Raw genomic sequence first — 25,399 nt, forward strand, 5'->3', positions numbered from 1 at the left:
GTCGCCGGTGGTGGTCAGGACGCCTGTCGCACCGGTTGCGCCGCGACGGGGGTGCCGAGGTCGCGGTGCAGGCCGGCCATCGCGGCCAGCGCCAGGCGGCTCGCCTCTGCCGCCTCCTCGATGTCGCCCTGTGTCAGGGTGCCGGCCCGGCTGGCGCGCTCGAAGGCCCGGCAGGTCTCCGACAGGGGCGTGAACCCCAGCATGCCCGCCGAGGAGATGAGCCTGTGCGCGATCCCCGCCAGGTCGCGCTCCGGGTCGGCGAAGGTTTGGTGCGTGGTCGGTTCGAGCAGGAAGCCGGTCCTGAGGACGCCGTCGAGATCGCACAGCATCCGGGCGAGCTTCTCGCCCCCGAGCAGGTCCCTGAGTTCGTCGAAGGTCGCACGGTCGACCGCGGCGGGGCCGGCCGCCGTGCCCTGTTCGGACGCGGTCCACCGGGCCACGGCCGCGAGCAGTTCCGCCCTTCGGAACGGCTTGCCGACGTGGTCGACCATGCCCGCCGCCTTGAACGCCGCCACCTGATCGGGCAGCACGTTGGCGGTCAGCGCCAGGATCGGGATGGTCGCTCGGCGCCCACCCATCGCGCGGATGCGGGCGGTGGCCTCCAAGCCGTCCATGACCGGCATCTGCACGTCCATCAGGATGACGTCGTAGAGGGTGCGCTGGGCCGCATGGACCGCCTCGGCGCCGTCGCAGGCGACGTCGACCTCGTGCCCGGCACCGGCCAGGACCGCCATGGCGATCTCCTGGTTCGTCATCACGTCCTCCACCAGCAGGATCCTGGCGGGGCGGTGCGCTGCGGCCGGATGGGGCGCGACATCGGCCGCCGCCGGTACCGAAGCGCCGATCGCGAGGTCCACCGTGAACCAGAAGGTCGAGCCCCCCCCGGGCCGGCTCTCCATCCCGATCCGCCCGCCCATCAGTTCGACGAGGCTCCTGCTGATGGCGAGCCCGAGTCCGGTTCCTCCGAAGCGGCGCGAGATCGAGCCGTCGACCTGGCTGAAGCGCAGGAACAGCCGGTCGCGCCTGTCCTGCGGAACCCCGATGCCGGTGTCGCCGACCTCGCAGCGCAGGTGCAGCGTGCCCGCCTTGCGTCTCTCCCCGCGCAGGGTGAGCGCCACCTCGCCGGCGTGAGTGAACTTCACCGCGTTGTTGAGGAGGTTCAACAGCACCTGGCGCAGGCGGTTCTGGTCTCCCACCAGTGTCCGTGGCAGGTCCGGGTCGATGTCGGTCCGCAACGTGAGGGGTTTGTCGGCCACGAGGCCGCTGATCATCGCCATGGTGTCGGCCACGAGCGCGGACAGCGAGAACGCCTCCGGTTCGAGCTCGACGCGGCCGGCCTCGATCTTCGAGAAATCGAGGACGTCGTTGACGATGGTGAGCAGCGCGCGGCCCGAACCGAGGATGCGGCCGAGCTTGATCCGGTCCGGCGCGCCCTGCCCGGGCTCGTCCAGCAGCATCTCGGTGTAGCCGATGATGCTGTTGAGCGGGGTCCGGATCTCGTGGCTCATGGCCGCCAGGAAATCGGACTTCGCGGCATTCGCCGCCTCCGCCTCGATGCGGGCCGCTTCGGCGGCATGGCCGGCCTCGATCAGCACCGCCTCGGCGTGCTTGCGCCGGTCGACGTCGAAGTTCAGGCCGACCATGCGCAGGGGATGGCCCTGCGCATCGACATACGCGCTCCCGATCCCGTGGAGCCAACGGATGCCGCCATCGGGCAGCAGCACGCGGAATTCGGCCGAGTAGCTCTCGCCGGTCTCCACGGCGCGCCTCACCGCGGCCCACACGAGGTCGGCATCGTGGGGGTGGACGAGCCCACTCCAGGTGTCGGCGGTCATCGTCGCCGGCCCGTCGCCCTCGAGCCCGTGCATGGCCGCGCTCTCGTGGGACAGGATGACCGCGGCGATAGCGCCGTCGGCGAACACCACGTCCCAGGTGCCCGCGCCGGCCGCCGTCTGCGCAATCCGCAACAGGTCGGCCGATTGGCGCAGGGCGTCGCGGTCGGTCACCGCGTCGTGGATGTCGAGGGCGGTCCCCAGCCAGTTCACAACCTCGCCGTCGCGCATGATCGGAACGATCACCAGCCGGTGCCAGCGATGAGCGCCGTCCTCCCCGGCCAGGCGCACGTCGGCCTCCCATCGACCGTCCGAGGCGATCGTCCCGTCGTTCCAGGCCCGCTCGATCGGCGCGCGGTCGTCGGGATGGTAGCAGGCCAGCCGATCTACGAAGGTGGTCCCGATCCGACCGTGGTAGGTCTCGAAGCGGCGGTTGGCATAGACTGTGTCGCGGCTGTCGCGGTCCATGATCCAGACCATCTGCGGCAGGGTGTCGGCCAGGATGCGGTAGCGGGCCTCGCTTTCGCGCAGGGCCTCCTCGGCCCGGCGACGCTGCGAGGTGTCGCGGACCGCAGTGATGAAGCCGTCCGGCCTGCCCCGGGCGTCCCGCTGGATCTGCAGCGAGGCCTCGACCCAGATCCAGCGCCCGTCCCGGTGGCGCAGCCGGCTCACGGCCACCGCCCGGTCACGCTCGCCGGAGACGAGGCCCGCGATCATCCGATCGAACGCCGGCACGTCGTCGGGATGGATGCCGTCGCGCGGGCTCAGGCCGATCAGTTCTTCCGGGGCGTAGTCGATGAGGGCTCGGGAGGCGGGCGAGACGTAGGTGCGTCGGCCCTCGCGATCGAGCCGCACGATCATGTCGCTGGCGCTGTCGGCCATCTGGCGATAGCGCGCCTCGCTGATCCGCAGCGCCTCGGCCCTCTGTCTCCGGCTCGTGACGTCGCGACTGAGACAGACGAACCCGACGAGGCGGCCCGCGCCGTCGCGCAGCGGTTCGAGGAGGTCGCTCGCCCAGAAGCGCGTGCCGTCCTTGTGCTGGCGCCAGCCTTCGACTTCCGCCCGGCCCCTCGCCCGTGCCGCGGCGACGATGGCCTTCGCCGAGGCGTCGGCCCGGTCGTCGTCGGGACGCAGGTGCGACAGATGACGGCCGACGATCTCTTCCGGCTTGTAGCCGAAGATGCGCTCGCCGCCGGCGTGCCAGTCGATCACGATTCCATTGGGGTCGAGCAGGGAGATCGCACAGACGGTCAGGCCTTCGACGATGAGCCGGGCCTGGCTTTCGCGTACCGCGCGTCTCGCCTCGCAGTCGGGCGGGTCGGTCACGTCCTCGGTGACGATGACGAAGGCGTCGGGCCGGTCGACGGCCGTTTCGCAGGTGGCACCGACCACGACGGATCGGATGTCTCCGGAGGGCCCGACGATCCGCGCCTCGTAATGGAAGCCCCTTCTCGCGGCACTCGCCGCGGCGACGATGGCGCGCGCCCGCTCGCGGTCGTCGGGATGATGGCGCAGGAGCATCTGGTCGAGTCCCGGCGCGGCCTCGTCCGGACCGAACCCGTAGATCCGGCGCGCCTCGGCCGACCAGGCCCGGTCGCCGGTCGGCCATTCGAGACGGATGTGCCCGACTTCCCCGAACCGTCGCGCCACCGGAAGGACATCGTCGGCCTTGGCGTCGGATGTCCGGTCATGCGGTTCTCCGGCATCCCGCGGCTTTGCGTTCCGATCGGGATGCGGACCCAGGGAATGGATTTGCAGGTGCGCCGAGACGACCGCGGCCAGATCCCGGAGGCGGCGGCGTCGATCGGCGCGGAACGTGCGTGCCGTCACGTCCAGGACGCAGAGCGTTCCGACCCGCAGCCCGGACTCCAGGGTCAGCGCGGCGCCGGCGTAGAAGCGAATGCCCGGTGGCCCGGCGACGAGCTTCAGCCGCGAGAAGCGCGGATCGCGGCTCGCATCCTCGACCACGAAGACGTCGTCCGACGCGATGGCATGACGGGAAAACGGGTCGTCCTTGCCAGCCCCGTCGAGGGACGGGCCGCAGACCGTCCCGAACCGGACCCGGTCGGCCGCGACCAGCGAGACCGCGGCGACGGGGAGGTCGAACAGGGATCTCGCGACCTGGCAGACGGCCTCGAACAGCGGGTCGTGTTCCGTGCCGACGATCCTCGGATCGCGGGAGAATCGCAGGCGCGGCAGCGCGATGGCAGCAATGGGGAGCTTATCGGACACTCCGACTGCGGTCCTTATCGACGGTTGGTCGGCCTCCGGCCGATGTCATCGAGCCGTCCGGGTCGAGCCCTATCATCGCCATCGCCGACTGAACACCGCGTCGTGATCGACCGGGCCGAGGGGGTGACGATCTCCCGGCGATACGGTTTCCGCTTGGATCGAGCGGGAACGGTATCACCGAGCCCGCGCGGCGCCTGAGCGAAGCCCATGTCCGCATCACGACGTGATCAACCGGAACGTCCATCGCCCGCTGGCGGCGAAAGCCGGTCTTCCGCCGCATTACGGGGGCAGGTGCAGGCGATGATCGCAGTCCCGTTCCTGGCCGCCCTGGTCGTGTCCGTTTCGCTCACCGCACCGGCGACGGCCTCGCCTCCCTGCGGCGCCGAGGCCAGGGCCCGGCTCCTGGCGCCGCCGGGTCCGGACGACGACACGGTTTCCCTCACCTGCTCGATCCGCCTGCGTCCCGGGGACCGGATCGCGCGCAAGATCCTCCTCGAAGGGAGTGCGGCCTCGGGCGTGACCCTCGATTGCGCCGGGGCGACCCTCGGCCGGACCGATCCCCCGCCGGCGTTCAGCGATTTCGCCGTGGAGATCCGCTCGCGCCAGCCGACCCCCGGCTCGCCGCACTGGGAGCGGCCGGTGGACGTGACCCTGCGCGACTGTACGATCCTCGGCAACGTCCGGATCTGGGGCATGGGGCTCAACGGCCAGGGCGAGGCTGTGCGGCAATCCTCTCGCCGGCCCGGGCATACCGAACGGGCGCAGGGAGCGGCGCCGAGCCGGATCCGCATCCTCGATTCCCGCCTCACCGCGCTCGGGGCGATTCCGCTCTATCTGGCGCCCGGCGTCACCGGCGTGACCCTGTCGGGCTCGACGCTGGACGGCACCTCCTCGGCGGTGGCGCTCTATCTCGACGCCGAGAGCGGCGGCAACACCATCACGAACAACACCTTCGCGGTCTCGGCGGGCCGTGAAATGGTGGCGGTCGACGGTTCGGCCCGCAACACCATCACCGGCAACCGCTTCGTGCTCGGGGCTCGCGGCGGCATCCACCTCTACCGCAACTGCGGCGAGGGCGGCACGGTCCGCCACCAGACGCCGTCGGACAACCTCATCACCGGCAACAGCTTCCGCCAGACCGGCCTGTGGCGCTCCGAGCCCGTCAAGGTCGGCTCGCGCGGCGGCTGGGGCTGGACCATGAACTGCGACGCCGATGCCGGATATCCGTTCGGCAGCAGCCTCGACGACGACGACCATGCCACCGGCAACGTCGTCGAGGGCAATCGCGTGGAGTAGCGACCTACTTCTTGGCCGCCTTCACCGCCGAGCTGACCATGTCCTTGGTGGAGGGCGCTGCGGCGTTCGTCTTGGTCACGACCTTCTTGGGCTTCTTGGCCTCGCGGCTGCCGCGCTTGTTTTCCTGCGCCATGACGGTGTCCTCCGGTGGTTCGAGGGCGCGATCATGACATGCCGCGGCGATTCCTCGGCATGGAAAAGCGATGCCGCGAAACGCCGGCGCAGCGGCTCTGGCATCAGAGCGGGATGTTGTCGTGCTTCTTCCAGGGCTGCTCCATCGCCTTGGTGCGCAGCATGCCCAGCGCCCGGGCGATGCGCTTGCGGGTCGAATGGGGCATGATCACCTCGTCGATGTAGCCGCGCTCGGCCGCCACGAACGGCGACAGGAAACGATCCTCGTATTCGGAGGTGCGCGCCGCGATCTTGTCGCTGTCGCCGATTTCGCTGCGGAAGATGATCTCGACGGCGCCCTTGGCGCCCATCACCGCGATCTGCGCGGTCGGCCAGGCGTAGTTGAGGTCGGCGCCGACGTGCTTGGAGGCCATCACGTCGTAGGCGCCACCGAAGGCCTTGCGGGTGATGATGGTGACGAGCGGCACGGTGGCCTGGCTGTAGGCGAACAACAGCTTGGCGCCGTGCTTGATCAGGCCGCCGTATTCCTGGGCGGTGCCCGGCAGGAAGCCCGGCACGTCCACGAAAGTCACGATCGGGATCGAGAAGGCGTCGCAGAAGCGCACGAAGCGGGCGGCTTTTCGCGATGCGTCCGAGTCGAGCACGCCGGCCAGCACCATCGGCTGGTTGGCCACGAAGCCGACGGTGCGGCCCTCGATGCGGCCGAAGCCGGTGATGATGTTGCGGGCGTAGGTCGCCTGGATCTCGAAGAAGTCGCCCTCGTCGGCGACGCGCCGGATCAACTCGCCCATGTCGTAGGGGGTGTTGGGGTTGTCGGGGATCAGGGTGTCGAGGCCCTTGTCGAGGCGCAAGGGGTCGTCGAAGCTCTCGATCTCCGGCACGCCGTCGACGTTGTTGGCGGGCAGGAAGTCGAGGAGGCGGCGGATCTGCAGGATCGCCTCGACGTCGTTCTCGAACGAACCGTCGGCGATGGACGACTTCGTCGTATGGACCTTGGCGCCGCCGAGCTCCTCCGCCGTGACGACCTCGTTGGTGACGGTCTTCACCACGTCGGGGCCGGTCACGAACATGTAGCTGGTGTCGCGCACCATGAAGATGAAGTCGGTCATGGCCGGCGAATAGACGTCGCCGCCCGCGCACGGGCCCATGATCACCGAGATCTGCGGGATCACGCCCGAGGCCGCGACGTTGCGCTTGAACACCTCGCCGTAGCCGCCCAGCGCCGCCACACCTTCCTGGATGCGCGCGCCGCCGGCATCGAAGATGCCGATGATCGGGGCGCGCATCTTCAGCGCCATGTCCTGGACCTTGATGATCTTGGCCGCGTGCGTCTCGGATAGGGAGCCGCCGAACACCGTGAAGTCCTTCGAGAACAGGAAGACGGTGCGGCCGTTGACGGTGCCCCAGCCGGTGACGACGCCGTCGCCGGGGATCTTCTGCTTCTCCATCCCGAAATCGGTGGAGCGGTGCTGCACGAACATGTCGAATTCCTCGAACGACCTGTGGTCGAGCAGGAGTTCGATGCGCTCGCGCGCCGTCAGCTTGCCGCGCTTGTGCTGGGCCGCGACGCGGTTTTCGCCGCCGCCGAGGCGTGCCTCGGCGCGCCGCTCCTCGAGCCGGTCGAGAATGTCCTTCATGGTGGTCTGGCCTCGAGCACTGGAACGGTCACGACCTCACTCGCGCCGGTACAGGCTTTGCCGGTACAGGCTTGGCGGTAAGGTCCTGGGTCGGCCTTAGCACGGGTCGCTCCGGTGGAAAACGGGCTGCGGGCTCCCTCAGCCGGCGTATTGCGCGGTCAGGGCGGCCGCCTCGAACTCCGCCTTGCGCATCGTCATCCGAGCCTGCGCCTCCTCATCCGGCCCCCAGACCGCCGCCTGGTAGGTCTCGTCCACATGGGCGGCCTCCCACGCCTCCTCCGGGCTCAGGCGGCCGCGCAGGACGGCGAGCGCGATCAGGAGCGAACCGGTGAGGGTCGTCATGGTGTGGAGGGCGGCGAGTCGGAACGGTCCTTCGGTCGCCGCGATCGCCTCCTCCAGAATGCGGATCGACCGCTCGGGCTGGTCGACGTGGCGCACGCCCTCGCTCAGGATGAAGCGGGCGCCGAGCGCCTCGTATGCCCAGTCGAGCACCGGGTCCCAGGCGGCGGCCTGCATCGCCACGAGGCGCTCGGGCTCGCCGGCCCGGTAGGCGACGAGGTCGGTCACGGCATAAGACGCCAGATCCGCCACCACCGCCTCGCGGCGGGGGGCGACCCCGTCGATAGCGGTGTTGGCGAGACGGGTAAGGGGCATCCGTGCGGGGTCGATCACCGCGACCTGCGTCTGCCATTCCGCCGCCACCGCTTCGGCCAGGGCGCGTGTCGGCAACGTCAGCGGGTTCTTGGCGGGCGTGTTGGCGGAGCGCCCATCGAGGGTGAGGCGAAAGCCGCCCCCGGCATCGGCGAATCCGGCCTGTTCGTAGAAGCGCTTGGGCAGGGCCGGACGCCCCCCTTCGCGCACCGCCTTCAGCGGATCGCGGGCGGCGGACGGGTCGGGCTCGCCGAGCCAGTCGGACAGGGTGTCGTCGTTCATGAAGGACCAGATCTGGGGGAACCGGATTTTCGACGGAGCACGAGGTGCCTCAGGCGGGCGGCAGGGGGCCGCCGAACAGGTCGGCGAGGGCTCCGGCATGGTCCACCACCGTCACCGCGCCCGCCCCGAACAACGCGCCGGGGCTGTGATAGCCCCAGGCGACGCCGATCGCGGCGGCGCCGGCGCTCACCGCCATCGCCATGTCGTAGGTGGTGTCGCCGATCATCATCGTGGTCGAAGGCACCGCCCCGGCCTCGTCCATCGCCTGGCGCAGCATGGCCGGGTCGGGTTTGGAGGGCGCGTCGTCGGCGGTCTGGATGGTGGCGAACCAGCCCTCCCAGCCGTTGGCGGCGATGAGATGCTCGACGCCGCGGCGCGACTTGCCGGTGGCGATGCCCAGGCGCACGTCGTTGCGCGCATGCAGCTTGGCGAGAAGGTCGCCCATGCCGGGAAACAGCGGCTCCTCGTAGTCCGGGTCGAGCCGCAGCGCGTTGAAGGCGCGCTTGTAGCTCTCCGACAACCCCTCGATCGGCCCATCCTCGCCCACGAGACGGCGGAACGCCTGCGGCAGCGACAGGCCGACCACCGAGAGCGCCTCGCGCCGCTCGGGGCACGCCAGCCCGTGCTCGGCGAAGGCCACGCCTTGAGCAGCAACGATGAGATGCTGGCTGTCGACGAGGGTTCCATCGACATCGAAGACCACGAGCCTCACGGTGCGTCGGGCCGATCGACCGCGACGCGCATCACGGCTGCCGGGCCGGTGCGGCCGGCGAGGCGGGATTGGCCCTCGGCCGCTCGTAGCCGAGCTTGCACCGCACCAGGAAGCGCCGCCGGGCGCCGCCGCGCAGGCCGCGGTTGTGCGATTGCCGGTTGCAGCTGGCGTAGGAGTTGCGCCGCCGCTTTTCCGGCCGCGCGCCGGGGAGGGGCCGCTGGACGGGCGCCGTCGCGGCCGCCGGCGGCGCGGCTTGGGCCGGTCGCTGCACGGTCGCGGGCGGCGTCACGGCGGGAGGCTGGGCGGGCGGGGTCTGCGCCGAGGCCTGCCCGAACATCAGCGCACCGACCAGCATGCCGCCGGCAAGGGCCGCACCCGTGAGGCGCACGCGGGGGGGGATCGTCGGTCGATGCATCGGTACTCCGCCACAGGGCCGCCGAAGCGGGACCACGTCTGCGACCCGCCGGCCGCGAGGATACGGTATGCACGGCGATTGCCAAGCATGTTCCCGGCACCCTGCGGCATCGGGCCCGCCGGTCAGGCTTCGGGTGCCTCGACGATGGGGTCGTAGCGCGACGCATCGAACCCGAGCAGGTTCCAGCTCTGCGCCATGTGCGGCGGCAGGGGCGCGGTCACGTCCACCGGCTTTCCCGTGCGCGGATGCGGGATCACGATGCGGCGGGCGAGCAGGTGCAGCCGGTTCTGGATGCCGCCGGGCAATTCCCAGTTCTCGATGCTGAAGTACTTCGGGTCGCCGACGATGGGGTGGCCGATGTGCGCCGCATGCGCGCGCAACTGGTGTGTCCGGCCGGTCACCGGCTTCAGGGACAGCCAGGAGAGCTTCTGGGCGGCGTTGTCGACCATGGCGTAATAGGTCAGTGCATGGGCCGCCCCTTCGTCGCCGTGGCTGGCGACCCGCATGCGCGCGTCGGCGTCGGTCGGCTCCTCCTTGGCCAGATAGGTCGAGATCCGGCCCTGGTGGACGCGCGGCACGCCGGCGGTGAGCGCCCAATAGACCTTGCGGGCCGAGCGGGAGCGGAAGCTCTTGGCCAGCGTCGCCGCGGCCAGCCGCGTCTTGGCGACGATGAGGCAGCCGGCGGTATCCTTGTCGAGGCGGTGGACGAGGCGCGGCTTCTGGCCGTCCTTGCCGGTCAGGGCCTCGAGCAGGCCGTCGACGTGGCGCACGGTGCCCGAACCGCCCTGGACCGCGAGGCCGAAGGGCTTGTTCAGGATCATCATCTCCGCATCCTCGTAGAGGATCAGCGAGCGGATGAAGTCGGCGTCGTTCGCGTCCCGCGCGAGGCTGCGCGGGCGGTCCGCCACCGGATCGAGCTTGAGCGGCGGGACGCGCACGCTCATGCCCGGCGCGAGGCGGTCGTTGGGCTTGGCGCGCTTGCCGTCGACCCGCAGTTCGCCCTTGCGCACGATGCTCTGGACGCGGGTGAAGGGCAGCTGCGGGAACCGCGTGGTGAGGAAGCGGTCGATCCGCATCTCGGCCTCGTCCTCCTCCACCACGAGGGTCTGCACCCCCGAGGCGAGGGTGGCGGAGGCGGCGGCGCGCTGCTCGCGCCGGGTCGGCCCCTCGGGGGCGGGCTCCTGCGCCGTGGCAGCGGCACGGCGCGGCCGCGGAGCATCGGCGATCTCGGCCGCCTCGGCGCGAGGCGCACGGGTGCGGGGCGCCCGGACGGGGCGCGCCTCCGCCTCGGGGCCGGGATCGGGCGCATCGCCCGGGCGCCAAGGCGCACGCTTGGCCGATTCGTCGCCCCGGACCTGGGCGGCGCGCTGTGCAGCATCGAGGGCGCTGGTGCGCGGGCCGGTGCGCTCGCGGTCGGGACGTCGGAACGCCTCGGAACGCCCGGGCTTGCCCGGGCGGAACGGCTTGGCGGCACGGCCGGGGCCCGCGCCCCTACCGCTGGCATCCTTGCCGCCGGCACCTTTGCGCCCGGCGCCGCCGCGTGAGGGTGGTCGAGTGGTCATCGCCCGCTGCTAGCATCCGCCCGGCGCCGCGACAAATCAAACCCGCCGCGCGACCCAAGCAATCGCCGTCGTCCGGTCGACCGGTGTCGGTCGCACCGGGAGGGGCCTCCCACGGTGCCCGGCCATCCTCGATCGGCCGACCCGAACCCTATGGCGACACGCCATCGCCCATCGGCGCGGGCGGGCGTCTGGCGAGTTCGGTCCGCAGGCGCAGGATTTCACTGTCCCTCTCGGCGATGCCGCCGAGCAGAGCGGAGACGGGATTCGTCAAGACGTCGACGCTCAGGGTCGACGGCGGGATGCCAGCCGCCTCAGCGGATTTCGCCGCGACTGCGATGTGATAGGTCGGCGGACGCCCGGCCTGCTTGCGGACGCGCGACAGAGAGGGGTTGGAGAGAAACGAGACGGCCTCGGAGGAGGCGCCGTCTTCCAAACTCCAGATCGCGGACCCGTAGATGATCTCCTGGCCGAAGAACGCGATCGTCGGAAAATGCTTCGCCAGCATCGCTCGAAACTGATCGAGGTTCATTTCCTCGATATGAAACGGGTTGGGTACACCGCCTCTGGCGTAGGAATACACGTCCCGGTTCGGCGTGGAGCAAATGAAGATCCCGTCCCGCGCCAGGACCCGATCGACCTCGCTGACGAAAAGCCGCTGGTCGCGGAGATGCTCGATCGTCTCGAACGAGACGACCACGTCGACACTGCCGTCGCCGACCGGCAGGTTCAGCGCATCGCCCACCGAGAACGTCGCCCATTGACCGTGGGTCCGGACGGCATGGTCGACGACCTGGGGAGAGACATCGACCCCGAACATCTCGGAGGCGCCGGATTGGGCCAGCAGGGCGGTGCCGTAGCCCTCGCCGCACGCCACGTCGAGAACCCGCTTTCCCCGCACCAGATCGCTGCAGGCGAGGTAGCGGTGCAGATGTTCCAACGCCGTGTCGTCGACGCTACCTCGCGGCACGAACCGCTCGCCGCCGCCGCCCAGGTCCTCCGCGATGGGGCCCGAGAGCCGGAACTCCTTGGTCCCCATCACCTCGTCCCATCCGACACGCCGCGGCGGCGCAGCCAGATCGAGCCGCCGGAGTTCTTCAGGAAGCTCGGGCAATCCGCCTTGATGACGTCGACGCGAAGCTGAAGAAACATATCGTTGAAGAAGACAACTTCGAATTCTTTGTTGAAGGCCAGAAACGCGCGCAGACCATAGATCTCATTCCACGACCGATTCTCGGCAACCGCCCAGCTGTGACTGTATTCGAACGGGTAGAAGATGTCGTGAAAATGGATGAAGACGCCCGGCTTGATCAGAGGAAGCACCTCTGCCAATTCGAACGCGACATCGGAACCTGTCTTCAAGACGTGCGTGCTGTCGATGAAGAGAAAATCACCCTCTTCGAGAGTCTCGAAACAGCTGAGCGGGACTGACTGGATCCCCTGTTCGAGAATGGTCACGCGCTGGATATCGTCCTCGCGGATCAACGATTTGAGAAGGGTCGGATGCGGCTCGATGAACGTGATCTCGCACGGAAACCCACCCGGTCCCGAGGAGGCGTCGAGCAAGCACGCCGACGAATAGCCGGATCCGACCTCGATGACCCGTTTCGGCTTGAAGCGCCGAAGGAGCGCGTAGAGAACCGTCCCATCGCCGTAGGAGAACGCCGGGTTCTTGTAGTGATAGCGATGGTGACCGTCCGGTTCGTCGGCGAACGGAATGTCTTTGGCATACGGCAGAAGGTCGTCCCGCCAGAATTGTGTCATCTTGGCGATGTCGAGATCGAGCCCGACGAGCGTTTCAGGCTCGCGACGCTGGCGTGACGGGGTGATCGTCGACGTCAACGTCGTCGGGTCGACGACCGGCGAATAGAAGTGCCCGGCCGGAGCGAAGATGGGCACGGTACTTTTCTGCTGCGCGGCGGGCGACTTGCGATTCTTGAACTCGTCGGTGTTCGCGAAACGCTCGAGGACGGCGGGGAGAGAATCGAGATCGACGATCAGCCGTGTGATCGCAGTCATCTCGTTCGGGCCGGGGGCACGCCCCATGAAAATCGAAAACAGCGACGTCACGATCTTCTCTTGAACGGTGCCGGCGTGAGCGTCGTTTTCCACGGTTGCATTCCCCACGGTTTGGGATTTCGGATCGGCGGAACCTGCTGTCACGATGCGACACTCCTCGCCGATCGACACGGATGGATCAACCGATCGCCGCCTCGGTTCCACTCAACAAGTCGGCCAGGTCCTTGTTCGCGAACGTGGCCGTGCCGGACCCGGCCTCGACCGTCATCGTCCTCAATTTCCAGACCAACTGACGGCGGTCGGCACCCGTGCCCTTCATGAACGGAGACAACGTCGGCAGGGTCGTGATGTCGACGGCGAACCGTTCTGACGGAGGCTCGGGTACCGTCATCGTGATCGTGATCATCGTTTGAGCTTCGTTGATCGTGAGGTCGTGCGGAATCGTCTCACCGCCTGGGAACGAGGTCGAGACCTGATTGAAACTCGAGATCTCCCCTTTGGGAATGTCGGCCACGATCTCGATCCGGGTGATGCCTTTGCCTTCAAACGGAATACTGACCTTCGACTTCATCCACATGCCAGGCATTGCCCCGACTGGAAAAAAGACTTTGACACCGCTTTTTTCGGCACAGGGCAGCTTGGCCCAATCCAAATCGAGATGAAGCCCACTCTGGATCAAGGTCAGAGGCGGCATTTTGCGAGAGGTCAGCGCATTGCGGTCGATCTCGAGGAACTTTTCATACTTTTCGGCAGAAAGCTGATCGAGTTCGACGGCATCGTTTTTATAGTCGAATATTTCGGTCTTATCGAAGCCGATCGAGTTATAGAGATCGGGTGTATAGTGCTCACCCTCTTCTCCGATATATTTCGCGTTGACGGTTGCCGTCGAAATTCGAACCCGACCGAGCTCGTTCGTAGCGACATTCTTGAAAAGATCTTGATTCGACGGCAGTGGTCCGTAACCGCGCGAAAGCCACAATTTGTAGATCGGAAGATACGGGCGGTCCGAGTAATCGACGAGACTGATGGCATCAATGTAGGGACGCACGAGTTCGTTTCGCTCCCTCCAATGCCGTCGCGTCAGGCCAAACCCCCAGTTGTGGTGCATTCTGCCCAGGGCGGTTTTCGACCGCTCCTGCGCCTCCACCGTCACGACGACATTGGATCCGTAGGCGGAGACCATGCCGATGCGCTCGTCGCCGAGCGCCTGCTCGATGAGGCGATCGAGGATCTCGATGTATCTTGGGCTTGGAACGAGGTCGTCCTCGAAGAAGATCGCCGCCTCGTTGTCGTGCTCCACGAAGGCGCATTGCTCCGCGGCATCGATGTTCAGCGCGATACCGAGATTGCTCGACGAACGACGCATCTTTCCCTGCGGAAAGATGCGGTGAAAGATTTCCACGCACTCGTCGATCAACTTGGGGTCGGTCTTAACGACATCGTAGTAGCTGCTGTAGGCCGCATCCTGAAACAACCACACATCCCGTCCCGGATCGGACGAAAGGTCGACGGACGCCCGCAAACCCTCGAGCGTCTGCCTCAGATATTGAGGTCTGTTGTAGGAAACGATGAAAATCGGACTACCCATTGACCACCCCCATGCCGAACATCTCAACGTTTCTATCGAGGAAAGGACGAAGCCGGAAACATGCGCCGGTCAATTGACGCAGTACAAAACAAAAATTCCGGTGTTGTCCGATAGATAGGCGTATTGCTCGGAGGCCATGAAGCGGAAATACGCGTCCTTGAAGCCGGCTTTCTTGGCGCGCTCCAAAATATCCCACCCGGGCAGTTCGAAGACGAGCGAGCCGCCGGAATTGAACGGGTCGCCGTGATACTCCGGCTTGGTGATGTACTCGATCTCGCCGTCGGCCAGCAGCTTCGCCTTGCGTTCACCCTCCTCCCGCATGAAGAGGAACGGGTGGGTGCCGATGTGCATGCCCCCGGGGACGAGCACGCGCGCCATTTCGCCGAGCGCCTCATCCAGGCTGGGGACGTGTTCCAGCACTTCGTTGGTCATGACGAAGTCGAACGTCGCCGACGGGAACGACAGGCCGGTGAGGTCTTCCTGCGGTATCGGAAACATCGTCTTGCGGGTCTGCTCGTTCGTCGTGAACTCCGACCCGTAGAACATCGGATAGCGCCCTCTGAGACGCAGCGCGAGTTTCGTCACGGCTTCCGGTGAGTAGATCTTCACCATGATCGAGCGCGTGCGAAGCTGCTCGTCGAGGCAATACATCACCGCGCGTTGTCTCGAGTTGACCCCGTCGAAGACAAGGTTTTCCCTCAAGTTTTCGATGCTGCCCTCGATTTCGTGTGACAGCACCTTCCTGTCGGTCAACGGCTCGACGAAGCCGTTCGCCAAGACCCGCTGGCCGATCGCTCTGGCGTGCGAGGCATCACCGGCGAACTTGTTTTCAGCGAGCCAGGTCTGCCATTCACCGAACGACCGAAACGTGACATCGAGCGTATACGGATTTGAAATCGGTGTTTGCATTTCGTGCCTGCTCCATGCCGGTCTTGTCTTGACGATCAGTGCGGCTGGTCTTGCTTCCCCATCGCGTCCTTCAGAGCATACGGAGGCGCCACGTCGACTTGACAGATCGAGGCACCACCGCGGAGCGGCCAGAAGACCAGACTGGACGGTGCCACGCCCGCCTTCGAGAATTCAGCCACCATCATGTCGGTGAACTGCCGGCTTCCGAAGCTCAATTCGCCCACGACGAGTTGGGCGCGACGTTGCTTCACTTCCGCTGCGATGCTGTCGAGCGTCGCCGCGTCGAACGGTTTGCCGCGATCGTAGATGTGGACATCGTAGAATGCCGGCTTCTTGCCGCCTGCGGAAAAGACGCTGTCGATGCTTTTCACACTCTTCGTGAAACGATTGACGGGGCAAGACACGGTCGAGGGTATGTCGGGACGAGCCTGCTTGACGAGGCTGGCGGTGAAATTCGCGTACACGTCTTTGAGTTCAGGCGAGAAATCGGCCGGCGTGCAGCCCTCGTTGAAGAGGTCGAAATTGACCTTGAACGTGTCGTCGACTTTGATCTGGCGTTGCGAGTCCTCGACGAACTTCACGACGGTCGGCAACAGGGACTGGTCGTAACAATCCCCCCACGCCGTTCGACGACAGGCGGGATGGATCGTACCCTGCGGACCGAGTGCAATCGTCAGGCTCTTGAAGCCGGCGCGCTTCACATCCGTGGCGTAATTCGCGATCGCGGCCCCGGCGGCGGCGCCGTTGACGACATCGAACCAGTTCTTTTGGACCTTCGCTTGTGGTCCGAAGAAAACGATCGTTCTCACCGTCGAAAACCCGGATTTGCGCATCGTTTCGAGCTGAGCTTGAACTTGCGTGCGGATTTCAGGCTGGTCGTACTTCGGCAGAAACGCGGCGTCCTTGATGGTCGCATTTTTGCTGGTCGAGCAGAGAGCGACGTTTTCAGCCACGACGTTCAAGAAACTGAAGTTGATTCCATAATCCGTGGCTTCCGCCCGCGATGCGGATACGATGGCTAGACAGCCGAACCATGCCGCCAAGAAGGTTCGATGCGACGTCGATAGTGACAGTCCCATTGTGGCTCGCCCGTAGGTCATGATTATGAACGCCTGCGTTTACACAGAGTGAGCCACAGGCGCAAACGCAGGCGGTCTCGTCGAATGTCCGCCTGCGGCACGCCGGATCCCGGGCGACGTCCGCCTCGCGCCGGGAGCGCGGGCTTGACCCGAGCGGCTGGGCGAAAGGAGCGCCATGGTTTCGAGCGGGAGTCTCGATGGCGTGGCGAGAGGTCCATACGTTTTCTCGGACCGGTCACGTCCGCAGGACGAGGCAGGCGCCGCCCACGCCTCTGATCCGGGTGCACAGGGCATCGGCCGCGGCCCGGCTCTCGGCGGGGATGCGGATGCGGTAGAAGGCGCGGGTGCCGCGGTTGCGCAGGCGGGTGCCGATGATCATCGGGCGGACCTCGCCGATCACCCCGGCGTAGCGGGACCGCGCCCGCGAGAAACTCGCCAGGGCCAGGGATTTGGAAAAATTGCCGGCGAGCTGGATGCCCCAGGGGGCGGCCGGGCCTTCGGTGCCGCCCAGGGCGAAGCGGTCGCCGCGCCGGGCGATGCGCAGGTCGGCGGTGACCTGCAGGCAGGTCTTGTCCGGTGTCACGGTCTTGTCCGGTGTCACGGTGCCGGCATTCGGAGCGGTCGCGTCCTTCGCCTCGGAGGGGTCTGCCGGCGTCGACGCGGCCGCGCCGCGCCAATCCTCGGCGGGGGCGCCGGTGATCGCCAGCACGTAACCGCGGGTCTCGGCCGGCAGGCCGCCGGTGCCGGCGAGCCAGGCCGAGACCCGCCCCGGCCCGCCGTTGTAGGCCGCCGCCGCCAGGCCGAGGTTGCCGAACTGCCGGTTCAGGTCGGCCAGGAGATGGGCCGCGTGCGGGATCGCCTGTTCCGGGTCGAACGGATCGGTCAGGCCGCGCTCGCGCGCCGTGCCCGGCATGAACTGCGCCACCCCCTGCGCGCCGACGGGGCTGACCGCGGTGACGCGAAAGCTGCTCTCCCGCCAGATCAGCCGGGTGAGGAACGGGACCGGCAGGGCATGGCTCCGGGCCGCACCCTCGATCAGCCGGCACAGCGCCTGTTCCACGGTCTCGCCGCCGGCCTCGGCACGGGCGCCCTGGCTCGACCCGATCCCCAGGACGAGGGCGGCCAACACCGCGGCGGGTGCGCTGGGGAGGGCGAAGGGTCTGATCACGCCGCGTTGTAGCGCGATCGGGGTGGCGATCAATCGCGAGGGCACGCATCGCGGAGCGAGCGCGGGCGCGCTATAAGCCCTCGCCTTCCCGTTCCCTCCACCGCCGGTGCCGATGACCGACCCCCTGCTTTCCGTCCAGGACCTGTCGGTCGCCTTCCGCTCGCGCGAGCGCGAGACCCTGGCGGTCGACCGGATCGGTTTCACGATCCGCGCCGGCGAGACCCTGGCGCTGGTGGGGGAATCGGGGTCGGGCAAGTCGGTCACGGCGCTGTCGATCCTGCGGCTGCTCGACGGCAGCGCGGTCCACCCCTCGGGGCGCATCCTGTTCAAGGGCCGCGACCTCCTGACCCTGCCCGAGCGCGACCTGCGCAAGGTCCGCGGCGCCGACATCACGATGGTGTTCCAGGAGCCGATGACCTCGCTCAACCCGCTCCACACCATCCAGCGCCAGATCGGCGAGGTGCTGGAGGTGCATCGCGGTCTCTCCGGCAAGGCGGCGCGGGCGCGCATCCTCGACCTCCTCGGTCTCGTGGGCCTGCGCGATGCGGAGAGCCGGCTCGGGGCCTATCCGCACGAACTGTCGGGCGGCCAGCGCCAGCGTGTGATGATCGCCATGGCGCTCGCCTGCGAGCCCGACCTCCTGGTGGCCGACGAGCCGACGACCGCCCTCGACGTCACGGTCCAGGCCCAGATCCTCACCCTGCTCGCCGACCTCCAGAAGCGGCTCGGCATGGCGATGCTGTTCATCACCCACGACCTGGGCATCGTGAAACGCATCGCCGACGACGTCTGCGTCATGCTGGCCGGGCGCATCGTCGAGGCCGGCCCGGTGGCCGGCATCTTCGCGGACCCGCAGCACGCCTACACCCGCCGCCTGATCGCCTCCGAGCCGACGGGCCGGGCCAACCCGGTGCCCACGGCTGCGCCCGTCGTCCTGGCGGCCGGGCCGATGAAGGTGTGGTTTCCGATCCGCCAGGGCCTGCTGCGGCGGACCACCGGATACGTCAGGGCCGTTGACGGCGTCTCCATCGCCGTGCGCGAGGGCGAGACGGTGGGCGTGGTGGGGGAATCGGGCTCGGGCAAGACCACGCTCGGCCTGGCGCTGCTGCGGCTCACCGCCAGCGAGGGGCCGATCGTCTTCCTCGGTCGAGCGATCGAGGATCTGAGCGTGTCCGCGATGCGGCCGCTGCGCAAGGACATGCAGGTGGTCTTCCAGGACCCCTACGGCTCGCTGTCGCCGCGCATGACCGTGGCCGACATCATCAGCGAGGGGCTGGTGGTGCAGGGGCAGGCGCGCTCGCGGACCGAGCGCACCGCCATCGTCGCCCAGGCGCTGACCGAGGTCGGGCTCGATCCGGCGACCATGGACCGGTACCCGCACGAATTCTCCGGCGGCCAGCGCCAGCGCATCGCCATCGCTCGGGCGATCGTGCTCAAGCCCCGCTTCGTCGTGCTCGACGAGCCGACCTCCGCCCTCGACCGCTCCGTACAGGCGCAGATCGTCACGCTGCTGCGCGACCTCCAGCGCGAGCGCAAGCTCGCCTACCTGTTCATCAGCCACGATCTCAAGGTGGTCCGCGCGCTCGCCAACTACGTCCTCGTCATGCAGAACGGGCGCGTGGTCGAGGAGGGGAGCGCCGAGGCGATCTTCGCCGATCCGCAGACCGCCTACACCCGGGCCCTGTTCGCCGCCGCCTTCGACCTCGAGACCGAGACCGTCGACGACCCGGTTCCGGCCTGACAGGACGAGACCGTCATGGCCCGCGCCTTCCTCATCGTCCTCGATTCCGTCGGCATCGGCGGCGCACCCGATGCCGCCGCCTACGGCGACGCCGGTTCCGACACGCTGGGCCATATCGCCGAGGCCTGCGCGGGCGGACGGGGCGACCGGCCGGGCCTGCGCACGGGCCCTTTGCGCCTGCCGCACCTGGCCTCGCTCGGCCTCGGCCTCGCCGCTCAGGGCGCCACCGGGGCGATCCCGCCGGGGCTGGCGCCGGAAGGCCCCATTACCGGCGCCTACGGCCATGCCGTCGAGATCGCGGCCGGCAAGGACACCCCCTCGGGCCATTGGGAGATCGCCGGCCTGCCGATGCAGAAGCCCTGGGGCTACTTCCCGGACGCGAGACCGGCCTTCCCGCCCGAGTTGACCCGCGCCCTCGTCGCCGCCGGCCGGCTGCCGGGCATCCTCGGCGACTGCCATGCCTCGGGGATCGCGGCCATCGACAGCTTCGGGGCCGAGCACGTCCGCACCGGCCGGCCGATCTGCTACACCTCCGCCGACAGCGTCTTCCAGATCGCCGCCCACGAGGAGAGTTTCGGACTGGAGCGGCTGCACGGTCTCTGCCGCCTGGCCCGCGACCTCTGCGACCCCTACCGGATCGGGCGGGTCATCGCCCGGCCCTTCACCGGCACGCCGGAGGCCGGCTTCCGCCGCACGGCCAACCGCAAGGACTACGCGACGCCGCCCCCCGAGGAGACTCTCCTCGACCGTCTCACCGCGGCCGGGCGCGGCGTGGTCAGCATCGGCAAGATCGGCGACATCTTCGCCCATCGCGGCACCGGCCGCGAGGTCAAGGCCGCCGGCAACGAGGCCGGGCTCGACGCGGCACTGGCCGCCTTCGACGCCCTGACCGAGGGCGGCCTCGTCTTCCTCAACCTCGTCGATTTCGACACCGACTACGGCCACCGGCGCGACGTGCCGGGCTATGCCGCGGCACTAGAGGCCTTCGATGCGCGGGTCCCCGAGATCCTGGACGTGCTGGGCGCCGGCGACCTGTGCATCGTCACCGCCGATCACGGCAACGACCCGACCTGGGCGGGCACAGAGCACACCCGCGAGCAGGTCCCGATCCTGGCCTTCGGCCCGGACGTGCCCCCCGGCCCGATCGGGCGACGCGAGACCCTGGCCGATATCGGCGCCACCGTCGCCCGCCACCTCGGCCTGCCGCCGCTGCCGGCCGGGTACGCCTGGTAGGAATTGTTTCACGTGAAACCGCCGGGATGACGGTGGCGCCGTCACCGGGACGAGATCTCGCCCGCCTCTGACGGACCCCGCGATGGGCTCAGGCCAGGGCGGTGTCCGGCGGTCCGAGTTCGAGGGGGACGCCGATGATGGGAGCCTCCTCCGCGGCCGCCGCGCTCGGCTCGGAGCGGATGGTGACGGTGTCGCCGTCGATGGAGAAGCGCACGTCCATCGCCGCCGCCCTGGCCACCAGGCCGGCGTAATAGGCGAGGATGCCGTGGGCATCGACGCCGTGCTCGGGGGCGCCGGCGATCAGCGATTCCACATGCGGCGGGATACGGGCGTGCGAGCCCTTGGCGCGCAGCACCAGGGTCGGCGCCTCGCCGTCGCCCGTCACCTGCACGTCGATCACCCCGCCGCGCGGAATTGCGCTGGTGGCGATGACCACGAGGTTGAGGAGCAGCTTGACCTTGTTCTTCGGGTAGAGGGCCTGCGGCGCGCTCCAGGTGAGCTGGGTCTTCTCGTCGCCGAACATGCCGCGCGACACCTTCTCGGCGTCGGCCAGGTCGATCGAGGCCCCGGCCGAGCCGGCCGCCCCGAAGGCGATGCGGGTGAACTGCAGCCGGGCCGAGGCCTGGCGCGCGCTCTTGCGGATCAGGTCGAGGGCGAACTCGCGCATGGAGGCGTCGCTCTCGTCCTCCAGCACCTCGAGGCCGTTCACGATCGCACCGACCGGGCTGATGACGTCGTGGCAGATGCGCGAGCACAGCAGTGCCGAGAGGTCGAGGGCATCGAGGGTGACGGCGGTCATGGCGCTCTCCGCGCAGAGGTCGGGCTGCGATAGGACGATGGATGTGTGCGGGACTGTCTTAACGCACCGATAACCGCGCTCCGATGCTTTGAAAAGCGGCAGGACGGCCGACCCGGCCCGGCTCGACAAGAGGGCCGTCGCATACCATGTCTGAAGGATGACCCTTCTGGCGCAGGATCGCGCGCGCATCGCGACCACCCTCACCGAGATCGCCTGCGAAGCCGGCGAAATCCTGCGCGCCTACCACGGTGGCGACTGCCCGCACGTGATCAAGCCGGACGGGTCGCCCGCGAGTTCGGCCGACATCGAGTCCGAGGCGCTGATCGTCGCCGCCCTCGCCCGTCATTGGCCGGGCATCCCGGTGGTCGCCGAAGAGAGCAGCCACGACCGCCCCCCCGCCGACCTGTTCTTCCTCGTCGATCCCCTGGACGGCACCAGCGATTTCCTCGCCGGCAACCGCGAGTACACGGTCAACATCGGCCTCGTCCAAGGCGACCGGCCGGTGGCCGCGGCCCTGGCCGCTCCCGGGCTCGGCCGGGTCTGGGGCGCCGGGGTCGAGGCCTTCGAGGCGCCGATCGTCTGCGGCCGCCCCGGCGCACCCTCTGCGGTCGGGGTCAGGCGGCAACCCGACGACGGGCTCGTCGCCCTCGTCAGCCGCCGCCACGGCGATATCGAGACGGAGGCGTGTCTGGCGAGGCTGCCGGTCGGCCGGCGGCTCCAGGCCGCTTCCGCCCTGAAATTCTGTCTGATCGCGTCGGGCGAGGCCGACATCTACGTGCGCTGCGGCCCGACCATGGAATGGGACACCGCCGCCGGGGACCATGTCCTGACGAGCGCCGGCGGCCGCGTGCTGGTCTCGTCGGGCGAGGCCATCACCTACGGCCACTACGACCTCTACTACCGCAACGGCCCCTTCGTGGCGGTGGCGCAGGCGTCCTATGCGGACCGCTTGAGCCTGCCGCACCGGGCCCGGCCCGTGAGACCCGGAGCGGCGGTGTCGCCCAAGGCCTGATCGGCGCCGGTTCGCGGGTCCGGCGCCGGCGGGACGTGGCAGCCCCGCTTCAGCCGCGCTGGTCGATGGGGACGTATTCGCGCTTGTCCGGGCCGATGTAGAGCTGGCGCGGCCGGCCGATCTTCTGGGAGGGGTCCTCGATCATCTCGGCCCATTGCGCGATCCAGCCCACGGTCCGGGCGAGTGCGAACAGCACCGTGAACATCGAGGTCGGGAAGCCCATCGCCTTCAGGGTGATGCCCGAGTAGAAATCGATGTTCGGGTAGAGCTTCTTCTCGATGAAGTACTCGTCCTTGAGGGCGATCTGTTCGAGTTGCACCGCGACTTCGAGGAGCGGGTCGTCCTTGATGCCGAGCTGGCCGAGCACCTCGTGGGTGGTCTTCTGCATGATGCGCGCGCGCGGATCGTAGTTCTTGTAGACGCGGTGGCCGAAGCCCATCAGGCGGAAGGGGTCGTTCTTGTCCTTGGCCTTGGCGACGTATTTGGCGACGTTGTCGGGCGTGCCGATCTCCTCGAGCATCTTCAGCGCGGCCTCGTTGGCGCCGCCGTGTGCGGGCCCCCACAGGCAGGCGATGCCGGCAGCGATACAGGCGAACGGATTGGCACCCGAGGAACCGGCGAGCCGCACCGTCGAGGTCGAGGCGTTCTGCTCATGGTCGGCGTGCAGCACGAAGATCCGGTCGAGGGCGCGCGCGAAGATCGGGTTGACGACGAAATCCTCGCACGGAACCGCAAAGCACATCCGCAGGAAGTTCGACGTATAGTCGAGATCGTTCTTCGGGTACACGAACGGCTGGCCGATGGAGTACTTATAGGCCATCGCCGCGAGCGTCGGCATCTTGGCGATCATGCGCAGGGACGCGATCATGCGCTGCTTGTCGTCTGAGATGTCGGTGGAGTCGTGATAGAACGCCGAGAGCGCGCCGACCGAGGCGACCATGATCGCCATCGGGTGGGCATCGCGGCGGAAGCCCTGGAAGAAGCGGTTCATCTGGTCGTGCACCATGGTGTGGCGCGTGACCCGGTAGTCGAAATCGGCCTTCTGGGCCGGGGTCGGCAATTCGCCGAACAGCATCAGGTAGCAGGTCTCGAGGAAGTCGCCCTGCTCGGCGATCTGCTCGATGGGATAGCCGCGGTAGAGCAGGATGCCCGCGTCGCCGTCGATGTAGGTGATCTTGGATTCGCACGACGCCGTCGACGTGAAGCCGGGATCGAAGGTGAAGACGCCGGTCTTGGCGTGGAGCTTGCCGATGTCGATGACGTCGGGACCGATGGTCCCGGTCTTGATCGGAAGCTCGATCTGGTTGTCGCCCACGGTAATCGTGCTGGATGCGCTCATGGAGACGTGGACCCTTTCCTGGCAGCGGGCGGACCGAGGCTTGATGGTGTGAAGCCGGCCCGCCTGACGACGAAGCGACCACCGGCATCCAGGTTCCGCCTGCACCCTTATGCTGCAGTTGCGAACACCGGAACCGGGTTAGCGGATCGGCCCCCGGCCTTCAACTCGCGACCGTCGATCCCCCCGTCGCATCAAGCGAAATCCGGGCCGCAACCGTGACGGGTCAGGCGGCCTCGATCCGGTCGCGCAGGCGGCCGAGGCTGTCCTCGCGCCCGAGCACGGCCATGACGTCGAACAGCGGCGGCGAGGTCGTTCGGCCGGTGAGCGCCGCCCGCAACGGCTGTGCGACCTGCCCGAGCTTGAGCCCGTTCGCCTCGGCGAACTGGCGCACCGCCGCCTCGGTCGCGGCGGCGGTCCACTCCGCGACGGCCTCTAGGACCGGGAGGACCGCGGCCAGACGCGCCTTGGCCTCCGGGGTGAGGAGGGCGGCGGCCTTGTCGTCGAGCGCCAGCGGGCGGGCGGCCGTGAGGTAGTAGGCGCTGTCGAGAAGCTCGACGAGGGTCTTGGCGCGCTCCTTGAGGCCGGGCATCGCCGCCGTGAGCGCGGCCTTCAGCGGCGCCGGCATCGGCGAGGCGATGCCCCGCGACGGCCCGAGGGCGGGCAGGATGCGGTCGATCGCCTCCACCAGCGCCGAATCCTCGGCGCCGCGGATGTAGATGCCGTTGAGGTTTTCGAGCTTGGCGAAGTCGAACCGGGCCGGCGAGCGGCCGATCGCGCCGAGATCGAACGCCTCCGTCATCTCCTGCGTCGAGAAGATCTCCTGGTCGCCGTGGCTCCATCCGAGACGCACGAGGTAGTTGCGCAGGGCCGAGGGCAGGTAGCCGAGGTCGCGGTAGGCATCGACACCGAGCGCGCCGTGGCGCTTCGAGAGCTTGGCGCCGTCGGCCCCGTGGATGAGCGGGATATGCGCCATCGCCGGCACCGGCCAACCGAACGCCTGATAGATCTGGCTCTGCCGGGCGGCATTGGTCAGGTGGTCGTCGCCGCGGATCACCTGGGTAACGCCCATGTCGTGGTCGTCCACCACCACCGCCAGCATGTAGGTGGGATTGCCGTCTGAGCGCAGCAGGACGAGGTCGTCGAGGTCGCGGTTCTGCCAGACGACGCGGCCCTGCACGCCGTCCTCCACCACGGTCTCGCCCTCCGAAGGGGCGCGCAGGCGGATCACCGGCTTGACGCCGGCCGGCGCCTCGGAGGGATCGCGGTCGCGCCAGCGCCCGTCGTAGCGCATCGGCCGCCCCTCCGCCCGGGCCGCCTCGCGCATGGCGGTGAGTTCCTCGGGCGTGGCGTAGCAGCGATAGGCGTGGCCCGAGGCGAGCAGGCTCTCGGCCATCTCGCGGTGCCGGTCGGCGCGGGCGTATTGGTAGACGACGTCGCCGTCCCAATCGAGGCCGAGCCAATGCAGGCCGTCGAGGATGGCCTCGATCGCCCCTTGCGTCGAGCGTTCGCGATCGGTGTCCTCGATCCGCAGCAGCATGCGACCGCCGAAGCGGCGCGCGTAGAGCCAGTTGAACAACGCCGTCCGGGCTCCGCCGATGTGCAGGTAGCCGGTGGGCGAAGGCGCGAAACGGGTGACGACGGCTGACGACATCGGGCGGTCTGACTTGTGTGGGGAGAGGAGGATCGAGCGGGTCGACCCGCCGGGCTGCGGCCCTGTAGCATGGGCGGGCGGGGACGTTAAGGAACGGGCCGGGCCATGGCGTG

20 protein-coding genes are annotated in these 25,399 nt (G+C 68.3%); 4 read left to right on the forward strand and 16 right to left on the reverse strand.

The window, feature by feature from the left end; translation table 11 throughout:
- Positions 1-14 precede the first annotated feature (14 nt).
- The gene (locus tag ASF39_RS11595) at positions 15-4,064 is read right to left on the reverse strand and encodes a PAS domain S-box protein (protein ID WP_056284014.1); all 4,050 of its coding nucleotides are present in this window, start codon (positions 4,062-4,064) and stop codon (positions 15-17) included.
- A 300-nt stretch (positions 4,065-4,364) separates the two neighbouring features.
- Between ASF39_RS11595 and ASF39_RS11600 the strand changes: the two genes are divergently transcribed.
- Positions 4,365-5,360, forward strand: coding sequence for a right-handed parallel beta-helix repeat-containing protein (locus ASF39_RS11600; RefSeq protein WP_162240595.1), 996 nt, complete (start codon positions 4,365-4,367; stop codon positions 5,358-5,360).
- 4 nt (positions 5,361-5,364) lie between these two features.
- Here the strand turns inward: ASF39_RS11600 and ASF39_RS22550 are convergent, their stop codons facing one another.
- From ASF39_RS22550 to ASF39_RS11655, 12 genes are all read right to left on the reverse strand, one after another.
- Entirely contained in the window at positions 5,365-5,493 is a 129-nt protein-coding gene (locus ASF39_RS22550; protein WP_274533829.1) for a hypothetical protein, read from the reverse strand.
- A gap of 103 nt (positions 5,494-5,596) precedes the next feature.
- Positions 5,597-7,129, reverse strand: coding sequence for an acyl-CoA carboxylase subunit beta (locus ASF39_RS11605; protein WP_056284022.1), 1,533 nt, complete (start codon positions 7,127-7,129; stop codon positions 5,597-5,599).
- Positions 7,130-7,267: 138 nt separating this feature from the next.
- Entirely contained in the window at positions 7,268-8,062 is a 795-nt protein-coding gene (locus ASF39_RS11610) for an ATP12 family protein (RefSeq protein ID WP_056284024.1), read from the reverse strand.
- Between the two features lie 49 nt (positions 8,063-8,111).
- Positions 8,112-8,774 carry an HAD-IA family hydrolase gene (locus ASF39_RS11615; RefSeq protein ID WP_056284029.1) on the reverse strand — a complete coding sequence of 221 codons (663 nt, stop codon included), beginning with the start codon at positions 8,772-8,774 and terminating at the stop codon, positions 8,112-8,114.
- A gap of 31 nt (positions 8,775-8,805) precedes the next feature.
- The gene (locus ASF39_RS11620; protein WP_244472382.1) at positions 8,806-9,189 is read right to left on the reverse strand and encodes a hypothetical protein; all 384 of its coding nucleotides are present in this window, start codon (positions 9,187-9,189) and stop codon (positions 8,806-8,808) included.
- A 122-nt stretch (positions 9,190-9,311) separates the two neighbouring features.
- Complete coding sequence (locus ASF39_RS11625; protein ID WP_056284033.1) at positions 9,312-10,751, reverse strand: RluA family pseudouridine synthase; 1,440 nt, start codon at positions 10,749-10,751, stop codon at positions 9,312-9,314.
- Positions 10,752-10,899: 148 nt separating this feature from the next.
- Positions 10,900-11,787: a class I SAM-dependent methyltransferase gene (locus tag ASF39_RS11630; protein ID WP_056284035.1), complete on the reverse strand. Its 888-nt coding sequence runs from the start codon at positions 11,785-11,787 to the stop codon at positions 10,900-10,902.
- Positions 11,787-12,911 (reverse strand): class I SAM-dependent methyltransferase, encoded by a 1,125-nt coding sequence (locus tag ASF39_RS11635; protein ID WP_156399141.1) that lies wholly within the window; start codon positions 12,909-12,911, stop codon positions 11,787-11,789. Before ASF39_RS11635 ends, ASF39_RS11630 begins: the two co-directional genes overlap by 1 nt.
- Positions 12,912-12,945: 34 nt before the next feature.
- Positions 12,946-14,355, reverse strand: a complete 1,410-nt coding sequence (locus ASF39_RS11640; RefSeq protein ID WP_056284040.1) for a glycosyltransferase — start codon at positions 14,353-14,355, stop codon at positions 12,946-12,948.
- A 69-nt stretch (positions 14,356-14,424) separates the two neighbouring features.
- Entirely contained in the window at positions 14,425-15,264 is an 840-nt protein-coding gene (locus ASF39_RS11645) for a class I SAM-dependent methyltransferase (RefSeq protein ID WP_082494524.1), read from the reverse strand.
- Between the two features lie 35 nt (positions 15,265-15,299).
- On the reverse strand, positions 15,300-16,343 hold the full coding sequence (locus tag ASF39_RS11650; RefSeq protein WP_210168671.1) for a hypothetical protein: 1,044 nt from the start codon (positions 16,341-16,343) through the stop codon (positions 15,300-15,302).
- 235 nt (positions 16,344-16,578) lie between these two features.
- A complete protein-coding gene (locus ASF39_RS11655; RefSeq protein ID WP_244472395.1) occupies positions 16,579-17,469 on the reverse strand; it encodes a transglycosylase SLT domain-containing protein in 891 nt (296 codons plus the stop codon).
- Positions 17,470-17,623: 154 nt separating this feature from the next.
- Here ASF39_RS11655 and ASF39_RS11660 point away from each other — a divergent pair, with 154 nt between their 5' ends.
- Both ASF39_RS11660 and ASF39_RS11665 read left to right on the forward strand, forming a co-directional pair.
- Positions 17,624-19,252: an ABC transporter ATP-binding protein gene (locus tag ASF39_RS11660; RefSeq protein ID WP_056284049.1), complete on the forward strand. Its 1,629-nt coding sequence runs from the start codon at positions 17,624-17,626 to the stop codon at positions 19,250-19,252.
- Positions 19,253-19,267: 15 nt separating this feature from the next.
- Positions 19,268-20,485, forward strand: coding sequence for a phosphopentomutase (locus tag ASF39_RS11665; RefSeq protein WP_056284051.1), 1,218 nt, complete (start codon positions 19,268-19,270; stop codon positions 20,483-20,485).
- Positions 20,486-20,573: 88 nt separating this feature from the next.
- Here the strand turns inward: ASF39_RS11665 and ASF39_RS11670 are convergent, their stop codons facing one another.
- Positions 20,574-21,284 carry a histidine phosphotransferase family protein gene (locus tag ASF39_RS11670; protein WP_056284053.1) on the reverse strand — a complete coding sequence of 237 codons (711 nt, stop codon included), beginning with the start codon at positions 21,282-21,284 and terminating at the stop codon, positions 20,574-20,576.
- Between the two features lie 157 nt (positions 21,285-21,441).
- On the opposite strand from ASF39_RS11670, the gene ASF39_RS11675 reads away from it, so the two are divergent.
- Positions 21,442-22,296 carry a 3'(2'),5'-bisphosphate nucleotidase CysQ gene (locus ASF39_RS11675; RefSeq protein WP_055885582.1) on the forward strand — a complete coding sequence of 285 codons (855 nt, stop codon included), beginning with the start codon at positions 21,442-21,444 and terminating at the stop codon, positions 22,294-22,296.
- Positions 22,297-22,345: 49 nt separating this feature from the next.
- Here the strand turns inward: ASF39_RS11675 and gltA are convergent, their stop codons facing one another.
- A complete protein-coding gene (gene gltA, locus ASF39_RS11680) occupies positions 22,346-23,635 on the reverse strand; it encodes a citrate synthase (RefSeq protein ID WP_055885585.1) in 1,290 nt (429 codons plus the stop codon).
- Positions 23,636-23,858: 223 nt separating this feature from the next.
- A complete protein-coding gene (gene gltX, locus ASF39_RS11685; RefSeq protein WP_055885588.1) occupies positions 23,859-25,286 on the reverse strand; it encodes a glutamate--tRNA ligase in 1,428 nt (475 codons plus the stop codon).
- Between the last annotated feature and the right edge of the window lie 113 nt (positions 25,287-25,399).

The organism is Methylobacterium sp. Leaf108 (genome assembly GCF_001423265.1).
Lineage (GTDB): Bacteria > Pseudomonadota > Alphaproteobacteria > Rhizobiales > Beijerinckiaceae > Methylobacterium.

Coding starts and splice junctions, on each gene's coding strand:
- ASF39_RS11600 (WP_162240595.1), top strand. CDS start 4,365: ATGATCGCAGTCCCGTTCCTGGCCGCCCTGGTCGTGTCCGTTTCGCTC.
- ASF39_RS22550 (WP_274533829.1), bottom strand. CDS start 5,493: ATGGCGCAGGAAAACAAGCGCGGCAGCCGCGAGGCCAAGAAGCCCAAG.
- ASF39_RS11605 (WP_056284022.1), bottom strand. CDS start 7,129: ATGAAGGACATTCTCGACCGGCTCGAGGAGCGGCGCGCCGAGGCACGC.
- ASF39_RS11610 (WP_056284024.1), bottom strand. CDS start 8,062: ATGAACGACGACACCCTGTCCGACTGGCTCGGCGAGCCCGACCCGTCC.
- ASF39_RS11620 (WP_244472382.1), bottom strand. CDS start 9,189: ATGCATCGACCGACGATCCCCCCCCGCGTGCGCCTCACGGGTGCGGCC.
- ASF39_RS11625 (WP_056284033.1), bottom strand. CDS start 10,751: ATGACCACTCGACCACCCTCACGCGGCGGCGCCGGGCGCAAAGGTGCC.
- ASF39_RS11630 (WP_056284035.1), bottom strand. CDS start 11,787: ATGGGGACCAAGGAGTTCCGGCTCTCGGGCCCCATCGCGGAGGACCTG.
- ASF39_RS11640 (WP_056284040.1), bottom strand. CDS start 14,355: ATGGGTAGTCCGATTTTCATCGTTTCCTACAACAGACCTCAATATCTG.
- ASF39_RS11645 (WP_082494524.1), bottom strand. CDS start 15,264: ATGCAAACACCGATTTCAAATCCGTATACGCTCGATGTCACGTTTCGG.
- ASF39_RS11650 (WP_210168671.1), bottom strand. CDS start 16,343: ATGGGACTGTCACTATCGACGTCGCATCGAACCTTCTTGGCGGCATGG.
- ASF39_RS11660 (WP_056284049.1), top strand. CDS start 17,624: ATGACCGACCCCCTGCTTTCCGTCCAGGACCTGTCGGTCGCCTTCCGC.
- ASF39_RS11665 (WP_056284051.1), top strand. CDS start 19,268: ATGGCCCGCGCCTTCCTCATCGTCCTCGATTCCGTCGGCATCGGCGGC.
- ASF39_RS11670 (WP_056284053.1), bottom strand. CDS start 21,284: ATGACCGCCGTCACCCTCGATGCCCTCGACCTCTCGGCACTGCTGTGC.
- ASF39_RS11675 (WP_055885582.1), top strand. CDS start 21,442: ATGACCCTTCTGGCGCAGGATCGCGCGCGCATCGCGACCACCCTCACC.
- gltA (WP_055885585.1), bottom strand. CDS start 23,635: ATGAGCGCATCCAGCACGATTACCGTGGGCGACAACCAGATCGAGCTT.
- gltX (WP_055885588.1), bottom strand. CDS start 25,286: ATGTCGTCAGCCGTCGTCACCCGTTTCGCGCCTTCGCCCACCGGCTAC.